15 protein-coding genes and 1 pseudogene are annotated in these 15,407 nt (G+C 46.5%); 4 read left to right on the forward strand and 12 right to left on the reverse strand.

Translation table 11 applies throughout. The annotated features are described in order from the left end of the window. Positions 1–41: 41 nt before the first annotated feature. Together C7I86_RS17650 and C7I86_RS17655 are read right to left on the reverse strand one after the other, a co-directional pair. On the reverse strand, positions 42–380 hold the full coding sequence (locus C7I86_RS17650; RefSeq protein WP_011153572.1) for a helix-turn-helix transcriptional regulator: 339 nt from the start codon (positions 378–380) through the stop codon (positions 42–44). A gap of 4 nt (positions 381–384) precedes the next feature. Beyond that, positions 385–1,671, reverse strand: a complete 1,287-nt coding sequence (locus tag C7I86_RS17655; RefSeq protein ID WP_011153573.1) for an NAD(P)/FAD-dependent oxidoreductase — start codon at positions 1,669–1,671, stop codon at positions 385–387. 117 nt (positions 1,672–1,788) lie between these two features. Here C7I86_RS17655 and C7I86_RS17660 point away from each other — a divergent pair, with 117 nt between their 5' ends. Then, entirely contained in the window at positions 1,789–2,172 is a 384-nt protein-coding gene (locus C7I86_RS17660) for a DUF302 domain-containing protein (RefSeq protein WP_011153574.1), read from the forward strand. Between the two features lie 39 nt (positions 2,173–2,211). Beyond that, positions 2,212–3,450, forward strand: a complete 1,239-nt coding sequence (gene chrA / locus C7I86_RS17665) for a chromate efflux transporter (protein ID WP_011153575.1) — start codon at positions 2,212–2,214, stop codon at positions 3,448–3,450. Between the two features lie 292 nt (positions 3,451–3,742). Here the strand turns inward: chrA and C7I86_RS17670 are convergent, their stop codons facing one another. Continuing rightward, positions 3,743–4,036, reverse strand: coding sequence for a hypothetical protein (locus tag C7I86_RS17670; RefSeq protein WP_011153576.1), 294 nt, complete (start codon positions 4,034–4,036; stop codon positions 3,743–3,745). A 176-nt stretch (positions 4,037–4,212) separates the two neighbouring features. Between C7I86_RS17670 and C7I86_RS17675 the strand changes: the two genes are divergently transcribed. After that, a complete protein-coding gene (locus tag C7I86_RS17675; RefSeq protein WP_223211235.1) occupies positions 4,213–4,947 on the forward strand; it encodes an IS5 family transposase in 735 nt (244 codons plus the stop codon). Between the two features lie 21 nt (positions 4,948–4,968). Here C7I86_RS17675 and C7I86_RS17680 read toward each other — a convergent pair. From C7I86_RS17680 to C7I86_RS17725, 9 genes and pseudogenes are all read right to left on the reverse strand, one after another. Then, positions 4,969–5,565: pseudogene (locus C7I86_RS17680) on the reverse strand (transposase); the annotation flags it as partial. A gap of 151 nt (positions 5,566–5,716) precedes the next feature. Continuing rightward, on the reverse strand, positions 5,717–6,559 hold the full coding sequence (locus C7I86_RS17685; protein ID WP_011153579.1) for a sulfotransferase: 843 nt from the start codon (positions 6,557–6,559) through the stop codon (positions 5,717–5,719). A 157-nt stretch (positions 6,560–6,716) separates the two neighbouring features. Continuing rightward, positions 6,717–7,703 carry a glycosyltransferase family 2 protein gene (locus C7I86_RS17690; protein ID WP_011153580.1) on the reverse strand — a complete coding sequence of 329 codons (987 nt, stop codon included), beginning with the start codon at positions 7,701–7,703 and terminating at the stop codon, positions 6,717–6,719. 44 nt (positions 7,704–7,747) lie between these two features. Beyond that, positions 7,748–8,467 carry a glycosyltransferase family 25 protein gene (locus C7I86_RS17695; RefSeq protein ID WP_041428259.1) on the reverse strand — a complete coding sequence of 240 codons (720 nt, stop codon included), beginning with the start codon at positions 8,465–8,467 and terminating at the stop codon, positions 7,748–7,750. Between the two features lie 181 nt (positions 8,468–8,648). Further along, positions 8,649–9,599, reverse strand: coding sequence for a sulfotransferase (locus tag C7I86_RS17705; protein WP_011153583.1), 951 nt, complete (start codon positions 9,597–9,599; stop codon positions 8,649–8,651). Positions 9,600–9,643: 44 nt separating this feature from the next. Beyond that, a complete protein-coding gene (locus C7I86_RS17710) occupies positions 9,644–11,161 on the reverse strand; it encodes a hypothetical protein (RefSeq protein WP_011153584.1) in 1,518 nt (505 codons plus the stop codon). Further along, positions 11,158–12,246 carry a glycosyltransferase family 4 protein gene (locus C7I86_RS17715; protein WP_011153585.1) on the reverse strand — a complete coding sequence of 363 codons (1,089 nt, stop codon included), beginning with the start codon at positions 12,244–12,246 and terminating at the stop codon, positions 11,158–11,160. Before C7I86_RS17715 ends, C7I86_RS17710 begins: the two co-directional genes overlap by 4 nt. A gap of 4 nt (positions 12,247–12,250) precedes the next feature. Continuing rightward, positions 12,251–13,594, reverse strand: coding sequence for an oligosaccharide flippase family protein (locus tag C7I86_RS17720; protein ID WP_011153586.1), 1,344 nt, complete (start codon positions 13,592–13,594; stop codon positions 12,251–12,253). A gap of 2 nt (positions 13,595–13,596) precedes the next feature. Further along, positions 13,597–14,811, reverse strand: a complete 1,215-nt coding sequence (locus tag C7I86_RS17725; protein ID WP_041428272.1) for a glycosyltransferase — start codon at positions 14,809–14,811, stop codon at positions 13,597–13,599. A 201-nt stretch (positions 14,812–15,012) separates the two neighbouring features. On the opposite strand from C7I86_RS17725, the gene C7I86_RS17730 reads away from it, so the two are divergent. After that, complete coding sequence (locus C7I86_RS17730; protein ID WP_011153588.1) at positions 15,013–15,405, forward strand: hypothetical protein; 393 nt, start codon at positions 15,013–15,015, stop codon at positions 15,403–15,405. Positions 15,406–15,407 lie beyond the last annotated feature (2 nt).

Consider the following 15,407-nt stretch of genomic DNA (forward strand, 5'->3'; position numbering starts at 1 on the left):
TTCCTGCAATGCCCTGTGTGAAACAGCAATAAAAAAAGCCATTAGTCTTCGCAGGATGAAAGGACATCCGTAGATAGATTAGATAACTCAATTAAAGACTGAGCGCATAAATTCAGGTACTTCGGATTAGCAAGAAAATAAATCCTACTATTTCCCTGTTTACGGCAACCAACAATCCCTCCCATCCGCAATATTTGCAGATGCTTGGAGACATTTGCTTGACTTAGGCCTGTCATATCGCAGATTGTTCCCACACTGCATTCCTCTTCACAGATACACCATAAAATGTGTAGCCGACTTTGATCACCCATTAATTTAAATAATTCTGACAAACGCTCAAAGTTGGGCGGATTTAGGGTTTTATTCACAGATATTTGCATAAATTTAAACGTTTACCGGTTGAACAATATCTTCTGCCATGGCTGGACGAGACATCGACAGACCAAAAAGTAATCTTAGTCCTAATTTCTCGAACCAGGGTAGGCCAACTCCCAAGCGCATCTTGGCAAGAAAGTATTTCTCAAAGGCCGCCTTGGCCCAATTGACCCAGATCCCCTTAATTGCGTAGGAGTAACGACGTTTACCCGTAAGGCGATCAGGAAGCACTGGGGCGGCAATATAAGCAATACCGGTGTCTCCATACTCGGCAAAACAGAGGGCTTCCAGGGTTGGTACTTGCAATGGCTTGGCTATCGACCCTAGTTCCACAGCAATATTATGGGCCGCTACCATGGCCATGGCTTCGGTCATTTGCCCACTTTTAGGTGTCCCGATTGATACTTGCGTGTCATTAATCTGGCCTAAATGAACGCTGACCCCTACACCATAAATTTCTGGATAGTCCCGATGGCGCATGGTTGGTAGCACTGGCAAAAATCCCCTTTCGTTACCCAAACCTGATGCTTTTACAAACTTTGCACCGCGAAAGGCGGGCAAAATCATACTATAGGCAAAACCAAAGGACTGACCATCGGCAAGAAAAATATGATCGGAGCTGATATTGACGATCTGAGCATTGGTTAACGTGGCGATACCCCGCTTATTCATTAATGCCTCTGTGAGAGTTTGGGAGTGGGCCATATTGGCAATGCCTAGATGGCCAATGTAGGGTTCAGGAGTAATGTAGGTAATTTTCACCTGATCGCGAATCCCCCTACGCCGTAGGTCTGCTTCCGCAAGGAGTACATACTCATAGGCCGGCCCAAAACATCCAGTCCCTGGAGCAGCTCCCACCACTAAATCCCCCGGTTGCTGACAAAAGGTTTCCCAGGCAGTGCGAGCTTCTAAGACATGGCTAGGCGTACAAATGGAATGGGTATAGATCCCCAGACCCGGCACAAGATCATTTGCTAATTCTGCCCCGCTGGCAATGATCAGATAGTCATAATTTAAGGTCTCATGGGTGTAAATACGTTTCTGTAGGGGATCGATTTTTTGTACTTTTCCTTGCACCCACTTGAACCCATGCCGTTTTGCCAACATCGGTACATTTAATTGCATGTGGTCTAAGGGGATGTGCCCCAATCCCACCTGAACCAGTCCAGGTACAAATGTGAATTGTGGAAATTCTGAGATCAAAATTACTTGATGAGCTTTTCCCAGGTAATGCCTTAACTCGTAGGCGGCCGGCAGTCCCCCTAACCCCGCTCCAATTACGACAATCTGCGCCATTTTAAACTCCCTCCCCCCAAAAACTATTGACGAATACAACTATGTAGTTATATTCTTATAATATTGGTGCTTGTTCGATTTGGCAAGGACTAGTTCAATAAAAATCAGAGATATAAAATGTATTACTTTAGTAAAAAATTGCTGGTAGGATTTGATGAAGCTATCGGATTAGTAAAGGATTCCCTAGCAAAAGAAGGCATGGGAATAATGACAGAAATGAATCTACAGAAGGCATTCCAACAAAAACTCCATCAGGATTTTCGTCGTTATCAAGTGTTGGGAGCCTGTCATCCCAAGGTTGCCTATGAGATGTTGCAAATTGATGACCAAGCCGGGGTGATGTTCCCCTGCAATGTGGTGGTGCAGGAACACGACGATGGGAGTGTTGAGGTCTCCGCCGTTGATCCTTTGGCAATGTTTTTAATGATTCATTCTGCCCAGGCAAAGGAGATTGCTCTCTACGCCAGCGCCATGATGCAACGGGTGATCGACCATCTTTAGTCTAGTTCTAATTGACTCTTAATCCAGGAAACATTGAAGATGAAAGAAATACATAGCTTAGAAAATAGCCAGGCTCCCAAGATACCAAACTTAGGGGAAATGACCTGGTTATTTCTTAAACTTGGTACGATTGGGTTTGGGGGAGGGATCGCCATGATCGCCCTGATGGAAGAAGAGTTCGTCAAACGACGTAATTGCTTAGAGACAGAAGAGTTTTTGCATGGGGTTGCCCTTGGACAAATTTTAGGCTCTTTTCCGGTAAATACGGCTCTGTTTATTGGTTATCGTTTGCATGGCTTCCTCGGCGGTCTTATCGGAAGTATGACTTTTTTAGCTCCTTCACTAATTATGGTGTTGGTACTATCTTGGCTTTACTTTAGTTTCAATCAAATTCCGTCCTTACAGGGAATTCTAGCCGGTTTGGCCCCTGTGGTCATCGGTATTATTTTGACGGCGGCTTGGTCCATGGGACAAAAGGCGATCGCCTCTTCTGTAGCTCTAGGCATTGCCATTGGTGCGTGTGTGGGTAGTTTGACCCATATTAATCCGGTGATCATTCTATTTACAGGCGGTATGATTGGGCTGTTATTAAAATTGACTCCCAAAAAAATCAAGCTAAAAAAGCTGGCGGATACCAATCAGTCTGCCCTGGTTTTGCCCGTTGCAATGCAGGCATTGCCTCACCATTGGGCAGTCCTAGCGGAGACCCCAGTTATTCCCGGCGCAGTGAGTTTACTTACTTTGGGATGGACGTTTTTGAAAGTGGGTTTTGTTTTTTTTGGGGGGGGATTTGTTCTTATTCCTGTCCTCAAACAATTACTGATCGACAACCTCCACTGGTTAACTCAACAAGAATTTATTGATGGCGTAGCTATCAGTCAACTTACACCAGGGCCGATCGCCGTAATTTCTACCTTTGCTGGCTTTCGAGTAGGGGGCATCATGGGAGCTATGATTGCCACATTTGGTTTATTTTTGCCCTCAATTGTATTAATGTTTGTTTTATCCAAGTACTATCAAAAAGTACGTCACTTACAACCAGTTAAACACTTTTTATCGGGGGTAAATCCAGCGGTGGTAGGAATGATTGTCTCAGCAGCAGTCAATTTAGCTCCTGGGGTTTTTCTGGGGAGTGAGTCAACTAAAATTATTATCAATCTTTGCTTATTAGGAATGACTTTATTAGTCATTGGTAAGTTAAAATGGCACCCTGCCATTAGTTTAGGTATCGGTGCAATGACAGGGATTGCAGTTAGTTTTTTGCCTGGAGTATCCTAAATAATAATGGGAAAAAATATCGTTCAATATGACTTCGTAATTTTGGGGGCGACAGGATTCGTCGGTGGCATTGTCTGTCGCTATTTGCTGTCCCACGGGGAAACAGCAACAGGAAAGAACTAGGCGATCGCCCAGGGCAATCGCATAAAAATTAGTATAAATTGCTACAGATTTGAGGCGAGTAGTAAGCAAAAAGTCCCTTTTCTTTACTCTCTATTCCCCCTCGATAATTGCAAATAATGTGGTCCCAAACCGATGATTGCGGGTCGTTACAATTAATGTGGTGTTCTGTTCAGCGTGTGAGATCCAACTTAGGTCTTTCAAAAACCTGAATAAATACCGAAGGCGGCAACGGGCGTAAAACTTTCTGGGCCAAACCATAGGCTTTCCTTGGCCCCTTCACCTCCAGTTCTATCGACGAAAATGAGTCAATCTCTAACTTGTAGTCCCGGCGATAAATCCAGAGCCAGTCATCGCCCTGTGAACCCCATTCCAGACGAGGGAAGTGGTCAGATAAGATTGAAACAATCAACTCAAAATCTGACCGTCGTAATTCTGCAAAGATAACCCACTCGTTTTGATCCATACTTATTCCGCTACAGTGAGTTTATTTATTACTAGGGGTTAGACAAGCCGCCTTTTTAGAGCGTGTTTGAAAAGTAGGGTGAAGAATGGAAAATGGTGAAAAGAATAAAATTTTCACCATAATTAATGATAATCCGAGAATTTTACAGCACGGACATCACTGATAGCCAGTAGCAATTGGTAGAACCTCATTTACCCAAAGCAAAAACTGGGGGAAGAAAACGGAAAACTAGTCTGAGGGAGATACTCAATGCTATTTTTTACATGCTCAGAACGGGGTGTGCCTGGCGACTTCTGCCCCATGATTTTCCTAAATGGCGAACGGTCTATGGTTATTTCCAGCAATGGCACGAAGATGGTACCTGGAAAAAATTAAACCGTATCTTCCGTGAGAAAGTTCGGCTCAAAGCTGGAAGAAATACTCACCCTAGTGCCGGTTGTTTAGATTCACAGTCACTTAAAAAGGCTGGAACTGGGCAAGAAACTGGCTATGACGGTGGAAAAAAGGTCAATGGTCGTAAACGTACAATCCTCGTGGATACCATGGGATTACTTCTCGATGTTGTCGTCCATGGTGCACATCGCTCTGACCATCAGGGTCTGATTCTACTTGGCACCTGGTTTGCTCCCCTTTGGCAGTGCCTGCAAGTTATATGGACTGACAGCACCTTTGGCGGAAAGGATTTTATTTTCTGGGTGGAGCATACTTTTGGTTGGACCTTGAATGTGGTCAGCAAAAAGCAGGGACAAAAAGGCTTTGAAGTCCTACCCCGCCGTTGGGTAGTCGAGCGCACTTTTGCTTGGTTTGGTCGTTATCGTCGTTTAAGCAAAGATTATGAATATTTACCTACCACCAGTGAGACCATGCTCTATGTTGCCATGGTTCATCTCATCCTTCAAAGGCTTGCTTAAAACTTTTCAAACACTTTCTTAGGAAATATAGACGGCTCGCTTGCTGATTCGACCTGAGACTTTGATGTTGACGTACAGAGCATCCAGGTAAACAATCGGGTAGATTTCCTCCAATGGACGGGCTTGCCAGGCTTTCACTTCCTCTAGCACCGCGTCAGTTACCTCGCTAATCATGCTGGCGGACACCTTTGCCCCATAGAGTTCCTCCAATTGAGGACTGATATCTCGAGTACTCATCCCACGCGCATACAAAGCAAGGATTTTCTCATCTAATCCCGCGATGCGACGCTCATTTTTGGGCACTAGCACTGGCTCAAATTTTCCCTGCCGGTCTCGGGGGATGGCCAATTCCATTTCTCCTTGCTCCGACTGTACTGTTTTCTTTGAGTACCCGTTGCGACTATTGCGCTTCTCTTCCTCTGCCTGATTTTTTAAGTGATGACTCAGTTCCCCAGCCAATGCACGCTCTATCAAGCGTTTGGTTAGTTGTTTTAGTAGTCCTGATTCTCCCAGTATTTCTTCCGGGGTTTGATACTCTTCCAGCAACTCGTCTAGTAAGGTATCCACACAATTTGCTTCTTGTTTTTTTGTACCATAAAGGGGTGTCCTCCTTTTGATTGGATTTTACTCCCCTTACACAAAATTCAGATCACTCCCTGTATAGCGACAACAGCTTAATGCTTACAGGATAAGGCTTTAAGGGTCATCTTGCACTATTCTACTCTTATCTAGGTTCGACCCCTACCTCAATTTATTGTGCCCGTAGTACCTAAATTTGATCTCTTTTGAACCACGCCGAATTTTGGCTTTTCACCGTTGTTTTAAAGGTGGTACAGTCTAGGGGAATGCCTAGCCAAGAGCCTAATACTTGCAAGTCTTGATCAAAGATTTTTTTGAGATATGCTAACCGTTCGTTGCTAAGTTGAGGACGTTTTTTCATACTCCAGAGGCTTCTTATCCAGGTTCGTAAAGATTTAGGAATTAGCCAGCGGCGTAGCTGCTTTAATCCCGGTGCTTCGACTAAAAAGTCTCGCCAGCCTGAGATGCGTATGCGATCGCTGGATACATTTTGCGGATTTAATTCTTGCCAAATGGGAGTTCCTTGATAGCCAATAAAGTTACAAACCCGTTCTAACTCTGCCTGGGAATGGGCTAACATCCGTTCAAAAAAGACAGGTAACACCCGCTCACGTCCAAACTGCTCAAAGTAGGGTTGTAATTGCTTGCTATAAAGACTGTATTCGATCATCTCTGGGAACTGATCGATCGCCGTGTTAATGTCCGTATTTACCACCCGTTGGGTCCATTCATGGATATATTGTGACACCAGGCGATCGATGGGATGACGCATCACATAAATAAATTTGGTCTGGGGAAATGCCTCTGCTAAACGTTTTACGGTGTCAGGGTAGGTGGGCAATTTCGTGTAATGGGTGCTGGACTCACCACAGAGATCCTGGGGCTGGGCCCCGGCAAAAAGGGACTGGTAGTAGTCCATCCCCTTTGCGAACTCCTCATCATTGCTGAAAAAATTGGGTTCCTTCAGCGAAGTCATAAAAATCCCCGGTTGCAGAGCCAGTTGTTCGTGGAGGGTACTGGTGGCACATTTCATGCCGCCGATAATGATAAAATCGGGGCCTTTTGGATGATCTGTAGTTGGGGAGCAGTCCGTCATAGTGCTGTGAACATTGGGTTAAATTCCTGATAGTTTTCAGTATGCTTCCCCACCGCTTTTGTCGATGTTTACGAAATGTTTAACTTTGGAAATTCTACTCCGGACGGTAGGGCTTTAACGGTTGTCGCCATTGAAACCAAATATCTTGCCATTGGCGATCGCAGGTGTGGGGTTCTTTCTGGCCCAGAATTTCCCGTAGGGCGGCAATGCCCCATCCCCCCAACCAACCTAAATTAGCCAGGGCTAAACCTAGGGGGCCATAAAATTTGGCAAAGTAGCGCGATCGGGACGCATATAGATAGGGCCGGGGACGTTTACGGCTGGCCACATCGGATTTCACTGAACCACTACCCCCCCGTAGGTGTACCACACTGGCCTGGGGAATATAGCGAATTTTCCAGGCAGCTTGACGGGCGCGGCGACAATAATCAATATCGTCGTAGTACATAAAATAACCGTCATCCATTAAGCCAATTTGTTCAACCACCGATCGCCGGATGAGAACACAGGCAAAACTTGTCCACTGCGGTTCAAAGGACTGTTCTGTGACGGGGATGGGCACATCAAAGGGTTGCAAGAGTTTAGTAATTACACTGGTACGGGCCCCATCAATCATTTCACTCAACGGTGAATGATCCCGAAAACAACTAATTTGGGGAGTGCCATCGGGCCATTCCAAGCGGGGACTGAACAGTCCCGCCTCTGGATACTGTTCTAGGGCTACTAATAAGGTTTGAATTGCCCCTGGCCGCACAATGGTATCGCTATTGAGGAGTAGATAATTCTCCGCTCGAATTGCCTGGATTCCCAAATTATTGCCCGCTGAAAAACCACCATTAACATCCGAAGGCAACAGCCTTACCCAATCTTGCCAATTATTGTTGGCGATCGCCTTTTCAATCTCTTCCACCGAGTCATCCCCCGAGGCATTATCAACTACAATTACTTGCTGGGTTTGGGGGTCAATTTGGGATACTAATGATGCCAAACAATCCACTACAAGCTGGGGGGTACGGTAATTGAGAATAACAACGGCAAGCTGATACAAATCCCAGCTATTGTTTGAAGCAATTATGGCCATAATCTTGCAAATACTCTTAGCAACTAGAGGGAAAAAAGAACTTCCTAGACAGCTACTTTTTGGTAAATATTCTTAGCTTTGCGGGCCAGATTGACAATATTGGTGGCGGCGGGCCAGCGATCAAACCATTGGCGAGGGGCAATACTACTACAGGAAGCCCGTTGAAATCCTAATGGAATTGAGGCGACTAAGGTTTTGATCTGGGGATTTTGTTGGCGAAAGGTGGAATAAGCTCCATCCACATGCATGGGGCCGCCATCGGGATGACCACCGGGACGTTCTAGCAATGTTTCTAAAAAGTCGATCAACTGGTCAAAAATACGGCTATGGATGGCGAGAAAATGGGCTTGAATAATTGGCTCATCATAGAGATGCAAAAGGGAGTTTGTGTTAGCTGAAACATTATGACCGAAGTAAACAAAGTCCCAGGAAGTCGTTTGTAACTCTTGCAGTAATTGGGTTTGATTTTGAACTAAGTCTTTTGTAAATGTGGCATCATCTTCCAATAGGAGAACCTGTTCCAAGTTTTGGGCTTTGGCCACTTTCAAAACTCCCAAATGACTTAGAAAACACCCCCTGGCCCCCAGGCTCGGAAAATTTCCTTGGTCTGATGGCTTTACCGCTGTAAAAAATGCAGCATTTTTGGGCAAACCAAGAATTTTAAACCGCTGAAACTCTTGGATCATTTCCCGACGGCGATCACCTCGTTCGGCTAGGTTAATAATGTATGTGCCATCAAAATAGTTGAAGAAAGCGGAAGACATGGAATACCTTTTAATAAGTTGCTTAGAATCTGTTTGTAAAGTCGGATTCTGCCCCCTAAATCCCCCAATACTGGGGGACTTTGATTTAGTTTCCCCCCAAACTTGGGGGACCAGGGGGGCTTTTCAAACACGCTCTTAGGGCGGGGAAAAAGTAATGAAATTGCAGTAAGAGTACCGAAATCTATTTGATATATTCCAAGTCAATTTGGTTGATTTTCAGTTGTATTCTGTCCCGCCACGCCCGAAGTGGTAAACGACTGGTAATGTAATTTAAAGTAAACAAGACTGCCCCGTAACGCTGTAAACGAAAGTTTGCCCGGGCCCACCAATCCTGCAATTTAAGAGATTTTATTTGACTACTTGTAAGCTGGATCGTGGGCAGTCCACTGGCTTCATAGCCGCGTTGCAACAACAAATCCCCAACTCGGGATTCCACCAGTTGAATTTCCCGATCGCCTAATTTGCGTCGCCATTGATTGAGAAAACTACTATCGGGTTGGTCATAGGTTGTGTCTTGGTTGTACTGCAACATCGCCGGGTCGTAGGCGACCCCTAAAAAATTGGCCAGTTGGGTCAATACAGTTTGGGGCTCACGAATTAGGTTTTCGTAACTGATCTCAACGTAGTTATTAACCGGTAGAGTTTGCTTCAACGCCTCCCAATCTTGCTCTGCTTCCAGCCAGCGTTGGGAACCAGTCCACACATTACCCGCCCAGCCCATACCGATGCAGGAGCGGGCCACATCCCGGGGATCCCGCACAATATGAATAAAACGGGCATTGGGCCAAATGGCCAACAGGCGATCGAAGTGTCGGTGTACCGTTGCCCCCACCACTGGCTTCTGTTCCTGAGCTTGTTTTTGCTGTAAAAAGCTTTGCACCAATTCCCCATAGGTCAAGTTAGGGGAAACCTCAAACCCAGTAGCCTGAAAAATACGATGGGTCTTTAACCAATCCTGATAGTCAGATACTTTGGGAAATTGAGCATTATCACTTACCTGATCGATGACATATTCAAACTCATTACACCAGGCAATTTGCGAATGGTGAGACAGCATCAAGCGTAGCAGAGTTGTGCCAGAACGTTCGGCACCGATGAGAAAGGTGGGGGATTCGAGGAAAGAAGTGTTCATGGGGGCGTGACGGCGATCGTGAGATGGGCAATTGCAACCTGTTCTTAGCTTGATGGATCGCTGTCTGATTTCGTGCCTGCCCTATGTACAACTTTGCGTCTAACTTTAGACCTTTTGCCTGACCCTGACTTTGAGCGCCCCGGCTTGGTTTTGAGTTTCCCCTGCTCACTAGATTTCTGCTTCTGTTTTTTTACCTGTTTAACCGCTGGCGATCGGGACTGGGGCTTTAAAGATTCCGGTGGTTGTAAACATAATCCCGCTAAACCACCACTAATCAGGGGAAAAATCGGATTATACATATTGTTAATCACAGAATCCAACTTAAACAGCACCAGACAGGTGGCCAGGGCGGCGGCGGGGGCAACTTTCGGATGGAGCCATAACTTAGCGGGATAGCGAAATGTGGCAAAAACGGCCGGGGGTAAGAGCAGGGCTAGGGTTAAGTTCAGCAGGCCAAAGGCTCCTTGAATGCCAAAGGCAATAATCCAGAGGCTATCGGTCACAGACACATCGACAATTTCGCCGATCCAGTTTTCTTCATAGACCCGATTGCGTTTCCAGCCCGCCCAACCAAACCAAAATCGCTCTCGGGCTTTTTCCGCTAAAATCTCCTCATTTATCCAGCGAAAGCCCAGGGATTGAATGCGATCAGGATTGGTATATTCACTTAAAAAAGCGAGAATTTTATCCCCATGGAACTGACCGGTCACATTCATATAGAGGAACCAGCCAAGGCCAAAAATTAAAATGAGTAGGGGCAAGTTTGATTTTAGAAATTTAGCAGTAAAGAGAATAATCAAGCCATAGAAAAAATAACCATAGGCCCCTGTCGAGCGGCACCAGATCACGGTAAACACCAGGACCGGAATCAATGATTTAATTTCGTAATTCCAAATTTTGGTAAAGGTTTTGGACTGCCAGAGCCAGATGGTAATTAATGCTACTGTCATCATCCACATCCCCACCATCAAGCCATGTTGCATAAACCCATTGGGACGATAGCCACCGTAGCGAATGGCCTGACTAATGCCGGAAGGATGGGCATAATAGCCATAAACAATCAGGTGCAAATTGGGACTCATGCGTCCTTCCCAGAGGCAGATGGGCACATAAATTAAACCTGCTTTAATAATGCCTTCAGCCAATTGTTTGAGATAAATTAGGCGATTAAAGTACAGCTTGCCCAACATATAGGGTAAGCCCCAAACCACAGTTTGAGTGATGGATTCATTAACGCCGTCATAGGCCCCTAAACCATTGGTAACAGAGGACATAAATGGAGAAATACACCACAACATCATGGGTATATCCAGCCATTCAATCCGAAATTTTTTCAGCCGTTCCAAATCATGGATACAAAGCCCCACCACAATGCCGTAACAGGTGGCGACCATGCCCTGATAGTCGGGGATAAGCGGCAAAGCAAAGCCAGTACGTTGCGGCAGAAAAAGTAAGCCTCCCAAAAAGCTGACCATGACAGCGGTACGGGGAGGGTAGCGTCGAAAGAAATACAGAATAACTGGTAACCACAGCAGGAGAACCAGTTGGGCTTGGGGGGTCATGGATCGTTTGCTGTTGCCATGGTTGCTTCCTCTAAAGCCTGTTCAAATAAGGTGGTGGCATCATCCCAACTGTAGCAACTGGCAGTCTGGTAGGCCTTGTCCGACAACGTTTGCCATTGTTCAAGGGGTTGAGTGCAGATTTTGACAATGGCTGCGGCGATCTCCGCTGGATCTTCAGGGGGTACTAAAATCCCACCTCCCTGCTCTATCAGTTCCGGGGCCGCTCCCGTGGGGGTCCCAATCACAGGGGTGCGGCAGGCCATGGCTTCTAAAATAGGTAAACCAAACCCCTCCAACCGACTGGTAAACAGCCAGGCATCACAGCTTGCATAAATTTCTTTTAACTTCTCCTGAGCAACTTTGTGATGATAGGCGATCGCCTCCGGCAAAGGTAAATTGCTGGAAACAGGTTCAGAACCAAAGGCAATGCCCTTTAAATTTGGTAATTTTTCCTGAGCTAGTTGCCAACCCTGAATCGCCAAATCCGTTCCTTTCCAAGCTTTAGTGGAGTACATAAAGCCAACGGTGGGTACAGTTTGACGGCCCCGGGGGGACGCTGAGAATAACTCCAAATCAACACTATTGGGCACAAGGGAGACTTGGGAATCCCCATATTCCTCTGCCATCACCTTTTTCAGCCACTCGGCAATGACGATTTTATACAGCGGCAAACGATAGGTGGCCTTAACTCGCTCGACGGGAAAATAGGGATGTATTTCATGGTGTTGGACAAAGTAAACTTTTTGCCCTTTGCTCGGTGAAAGTTTAGCTACCCACTCAGCGGTTCCCCACCAGGTAGCAATCACCACATCCCCATCTGGTAAATCCCGATCGCCAACGGCACGACAGGTTTCCAGCACTTTATGGGGTACGTTTAACCCGTCAAAATGGGAGGCGGACGGCTGAGCAGGGGTCTTTTTCCCCCGAAGCCATTGGCTAATTCTCTGCTTTATTCCAGGTTTAGGTAGAGGCTGGGAAATTATAAATACCTCATGGCCTCGTTTTTGCAGGCGATCGGCATAAATGGCCACCACCCGAATGCCCCCCGCTAAACCGGCATAGGGTAAAACAAAGGTGATTTTCATACTCCTAACTCCATAACGCTTCAATCGGTAAACCCAGTCCCAGACTCCAGCGAATTGTGATCAAAAGACTAGCAACCCCCAGTAGTAATAGAGTGGAGAGTAAATCTTGGCGAAAACCACTCAATTTTTCCTGCCAAACCCCGTAAGCCACTGCTAGATAGTACGGCAGATCATTGGCCGCCACCACAATCACCGCCCCTAAAACCCCAAAGCTGTGAAACCCCAGGGGAATAAAAATCAGCATATAGGCAAATTTGGCAAAGTTACCGATCGCCACTAATTGAGGCTTACCTAGGGCATAGAGGACAGGATCAATAGTTAAAGCCAGGGTTGGTAACCATAAACCGGCCGCTAGGATGGGTAACATCCAGGCCCCAGCCCGATAGCGTTCATCGTAGAGAAAAAGAATAAGCCAATCGCCAAAACTGATCATCACAGCAATGGCGATCGCCAGCGCCCCTAGTAATAACCAGCGTTTTTTAAGGATTTTACTGCGTAACTCAGCCCGGGGTAAGTCTATTTGTTGGGAAATTACGGGAAACATGACCTTGCCATTGACTCGACTCAAAACTTGCCGGGGTAGTTCTGCCAGGGTAAAGGCGATGGTATAAACCCCCAGTAAGGTTAGGCTGAAAATTTTCCCTAGAATCAGGCGATCGGCCTGGGTGGCGAGAAAGGTCATGGCTGTGGAAACAAAAATCCAGCGGCCAAAGCGAGCAATTTCTTGTAAAGCAGTGGGATCCCAGGTAAAGCGATTGCGGGGTTCAGCCACCAGGTAATGACTCCAAATCATTTTCACCAGACTGAGCACAAAATTACCCATCACCAACGCCCAAATGGTGGGATTGAACCAGGCCCAGACAATCATCACCACCAGCCCAATTGACTGCACGATGAATTCAAAACGGGTCAGCTTGCCCAGATCAATTTTGCGGTTGAGGGTAAATAATGCCGTGGAGTTAAACCCCGCAATGATGGTAGAAAACCCCACCAAGGGTAGTAACCAAATTAGTTGGCGATCGCCATAAAAACGGGAAACCGGTAGGGCAATAAGGCAACAACAGAGCCATAGCCCAACACCCCGTATAACCTGAATAGTCCAAGCCGTGTTGAGAAAACTAGGCTCATCCCCCCGTTTGTTTTGGATAATGCTGGGGCCAATGCCAATATCAGAAAATAAATTGAGACCAATGATAAAGGTATTTACCAACGCCATCAGGCCAAACATTTCCGGCACCAACAAACGAGTCAGCACCAGATTACCCGCCAGTCTGAGCACCTGACTAGAACCATAGCCAACAAAAGTCCAAATGGTGCCACGAATGGCCAGTTTATTGAGGGAAGCCATAGTTACGGCGCCGATGCGTAGGTGTGAAAATGCTGGGCTAATTTTTCAGCCTCTTTATGAACATCATGATCCATCTGCACCGCTTGCTGACCCATTGCGGCCATGGCGGTAAGTTGTTCACAAGACATAGTTAAAACAGACTGCATTGCTTCTACTAAATCAGGAATGGAGCCTGGGGGCACAAGCCAGCCGGAAACCCCCGGTTTGACCAGTTCCGGTATGCCGGCCACATAGGTGCTGATCACCGGACGACCCAGGGCAAAGGCTTCCATAATTACCACCGGTAAACCTTCGGCGAAACTCGGCAAAACCATGGCCCGGGAAGCTAATAAATGTTGCTGCACCATGGCACTACTGGCCCAGCCAGTAATAGTAATGTTTTCTTCGAGTTGATATTGCTCAATTAATTCTTCAATGGGCGATCGCAGTTCCCCATCCCCCACTAAAACCAGCTTTACCGCAATACCGTTATCCCGTAATTGTCGCACTGCTTGTACTAAAAGCAATTGCCCTTTTTGTTCACACAGTCGGCCTACACAGACTAGTTGCGGAACCTCTGGTACCGGGGTGATTTCTTGTTGGAGATAATCCGCCGCCAATGCACAATGGACTACTTGAATTTTGGGCCAATCTGCCAAGCTACACCAGCGGTAAAGTTGACTTTTGCCGTAGGAACTAATGGCCACCACAAAGCGGGCCCGGCTAATTTTTTCGGGAATGGCGATCGCCTCCGGTCGGTCAAATTCCTCCGGGCCATGGACGGTAAAACTATAACTAATGTCTCCTAAACTGGCACAGAGCATAGCAACGGTGGTGGAGTTGGTGCCGAAGTGGGCATGGATATGGGTAATACCCGCCGCTTTGAGCCACCGCCACAGCAGACAAGCTTCCAAGAAATAGGCAAAATGGCGCAGTAGTCCCCGGTGCGATCGCCGACCCACTTGTATGGTTAAGCCGAGGGTTTTCAGCCATGGGGGCAGGCGGGAGATTGCTAAAAAAAGACCACTCCCTAGTAAGGGTATCAATCCAGCCCCCAGCAGTGCCCGAGTTCGTTGACATTCCTGGCGATCGGCTTCGTCTGCTAAATCAGTCTGGGCAATGGGTCGAACAGAAATACGCTCTACGACAACACCAAGCTCTTCCAAAGCCAGAATTTCACGACGAATGAAACTATGACTAATCTTGGGGTACTGATTAATCAGATATGCAACTTTCATAAATTCTTGCACGAGTTTTCTTTTCCATTGATTGGACCCACCTAAGTGAATTTTGACTTCCTTTACTGCCTCCAAGGCTAGTTGTGCCCGGAATTGGGGCGATCTCACCATTAGCCCCGAATCAATTATCCTAAAAAGTAGCAGGGAGGAGTCCGTGACGTTGCAAGTCCTTCAATCAATCCCAAAGGAGTTTAACCCATCATGCCAACAGTTGAAACTGACTTGGCCCAAATCCTGGAAAGGATAGACGGCAAGCTAGACCGAATTGAAAAAGACATCAGTGACATTAAAGTTTCCCAAGCAGAAGTTAAAGGGGAAATCAGGACCCTTGACGAAAGACTCTCTGGACAGATAAAAGCTACCGATGAAAAACTATCCGGACAGATAAAAACCACCGATGAAAAACTCTCTGGACAAATAAAAACCCTTGACGAAAGACTCTCTGGCGAGATAAGCACCCTTGATGAAAAGGTCACTGGCATTGGCAAGCGTCTGGAAAATCAGGAATTTACCAGCAGAGGCATTCTGACAGCTTTAATCATTGCTCTCATTGCAGGAGCCGCTAAATTCTTTGGCATCTTCCCTAATCCCTAACC

This window comes from Synechocystis sp. IPPAS B-1465, assembly GCF_003015225.1.
Taxonomy (GTDB): Bacteria; Cyanobacteriota; Cyanobacteriia; order Cyanobacteriales; family Microcystaceae; genus Synechocystis.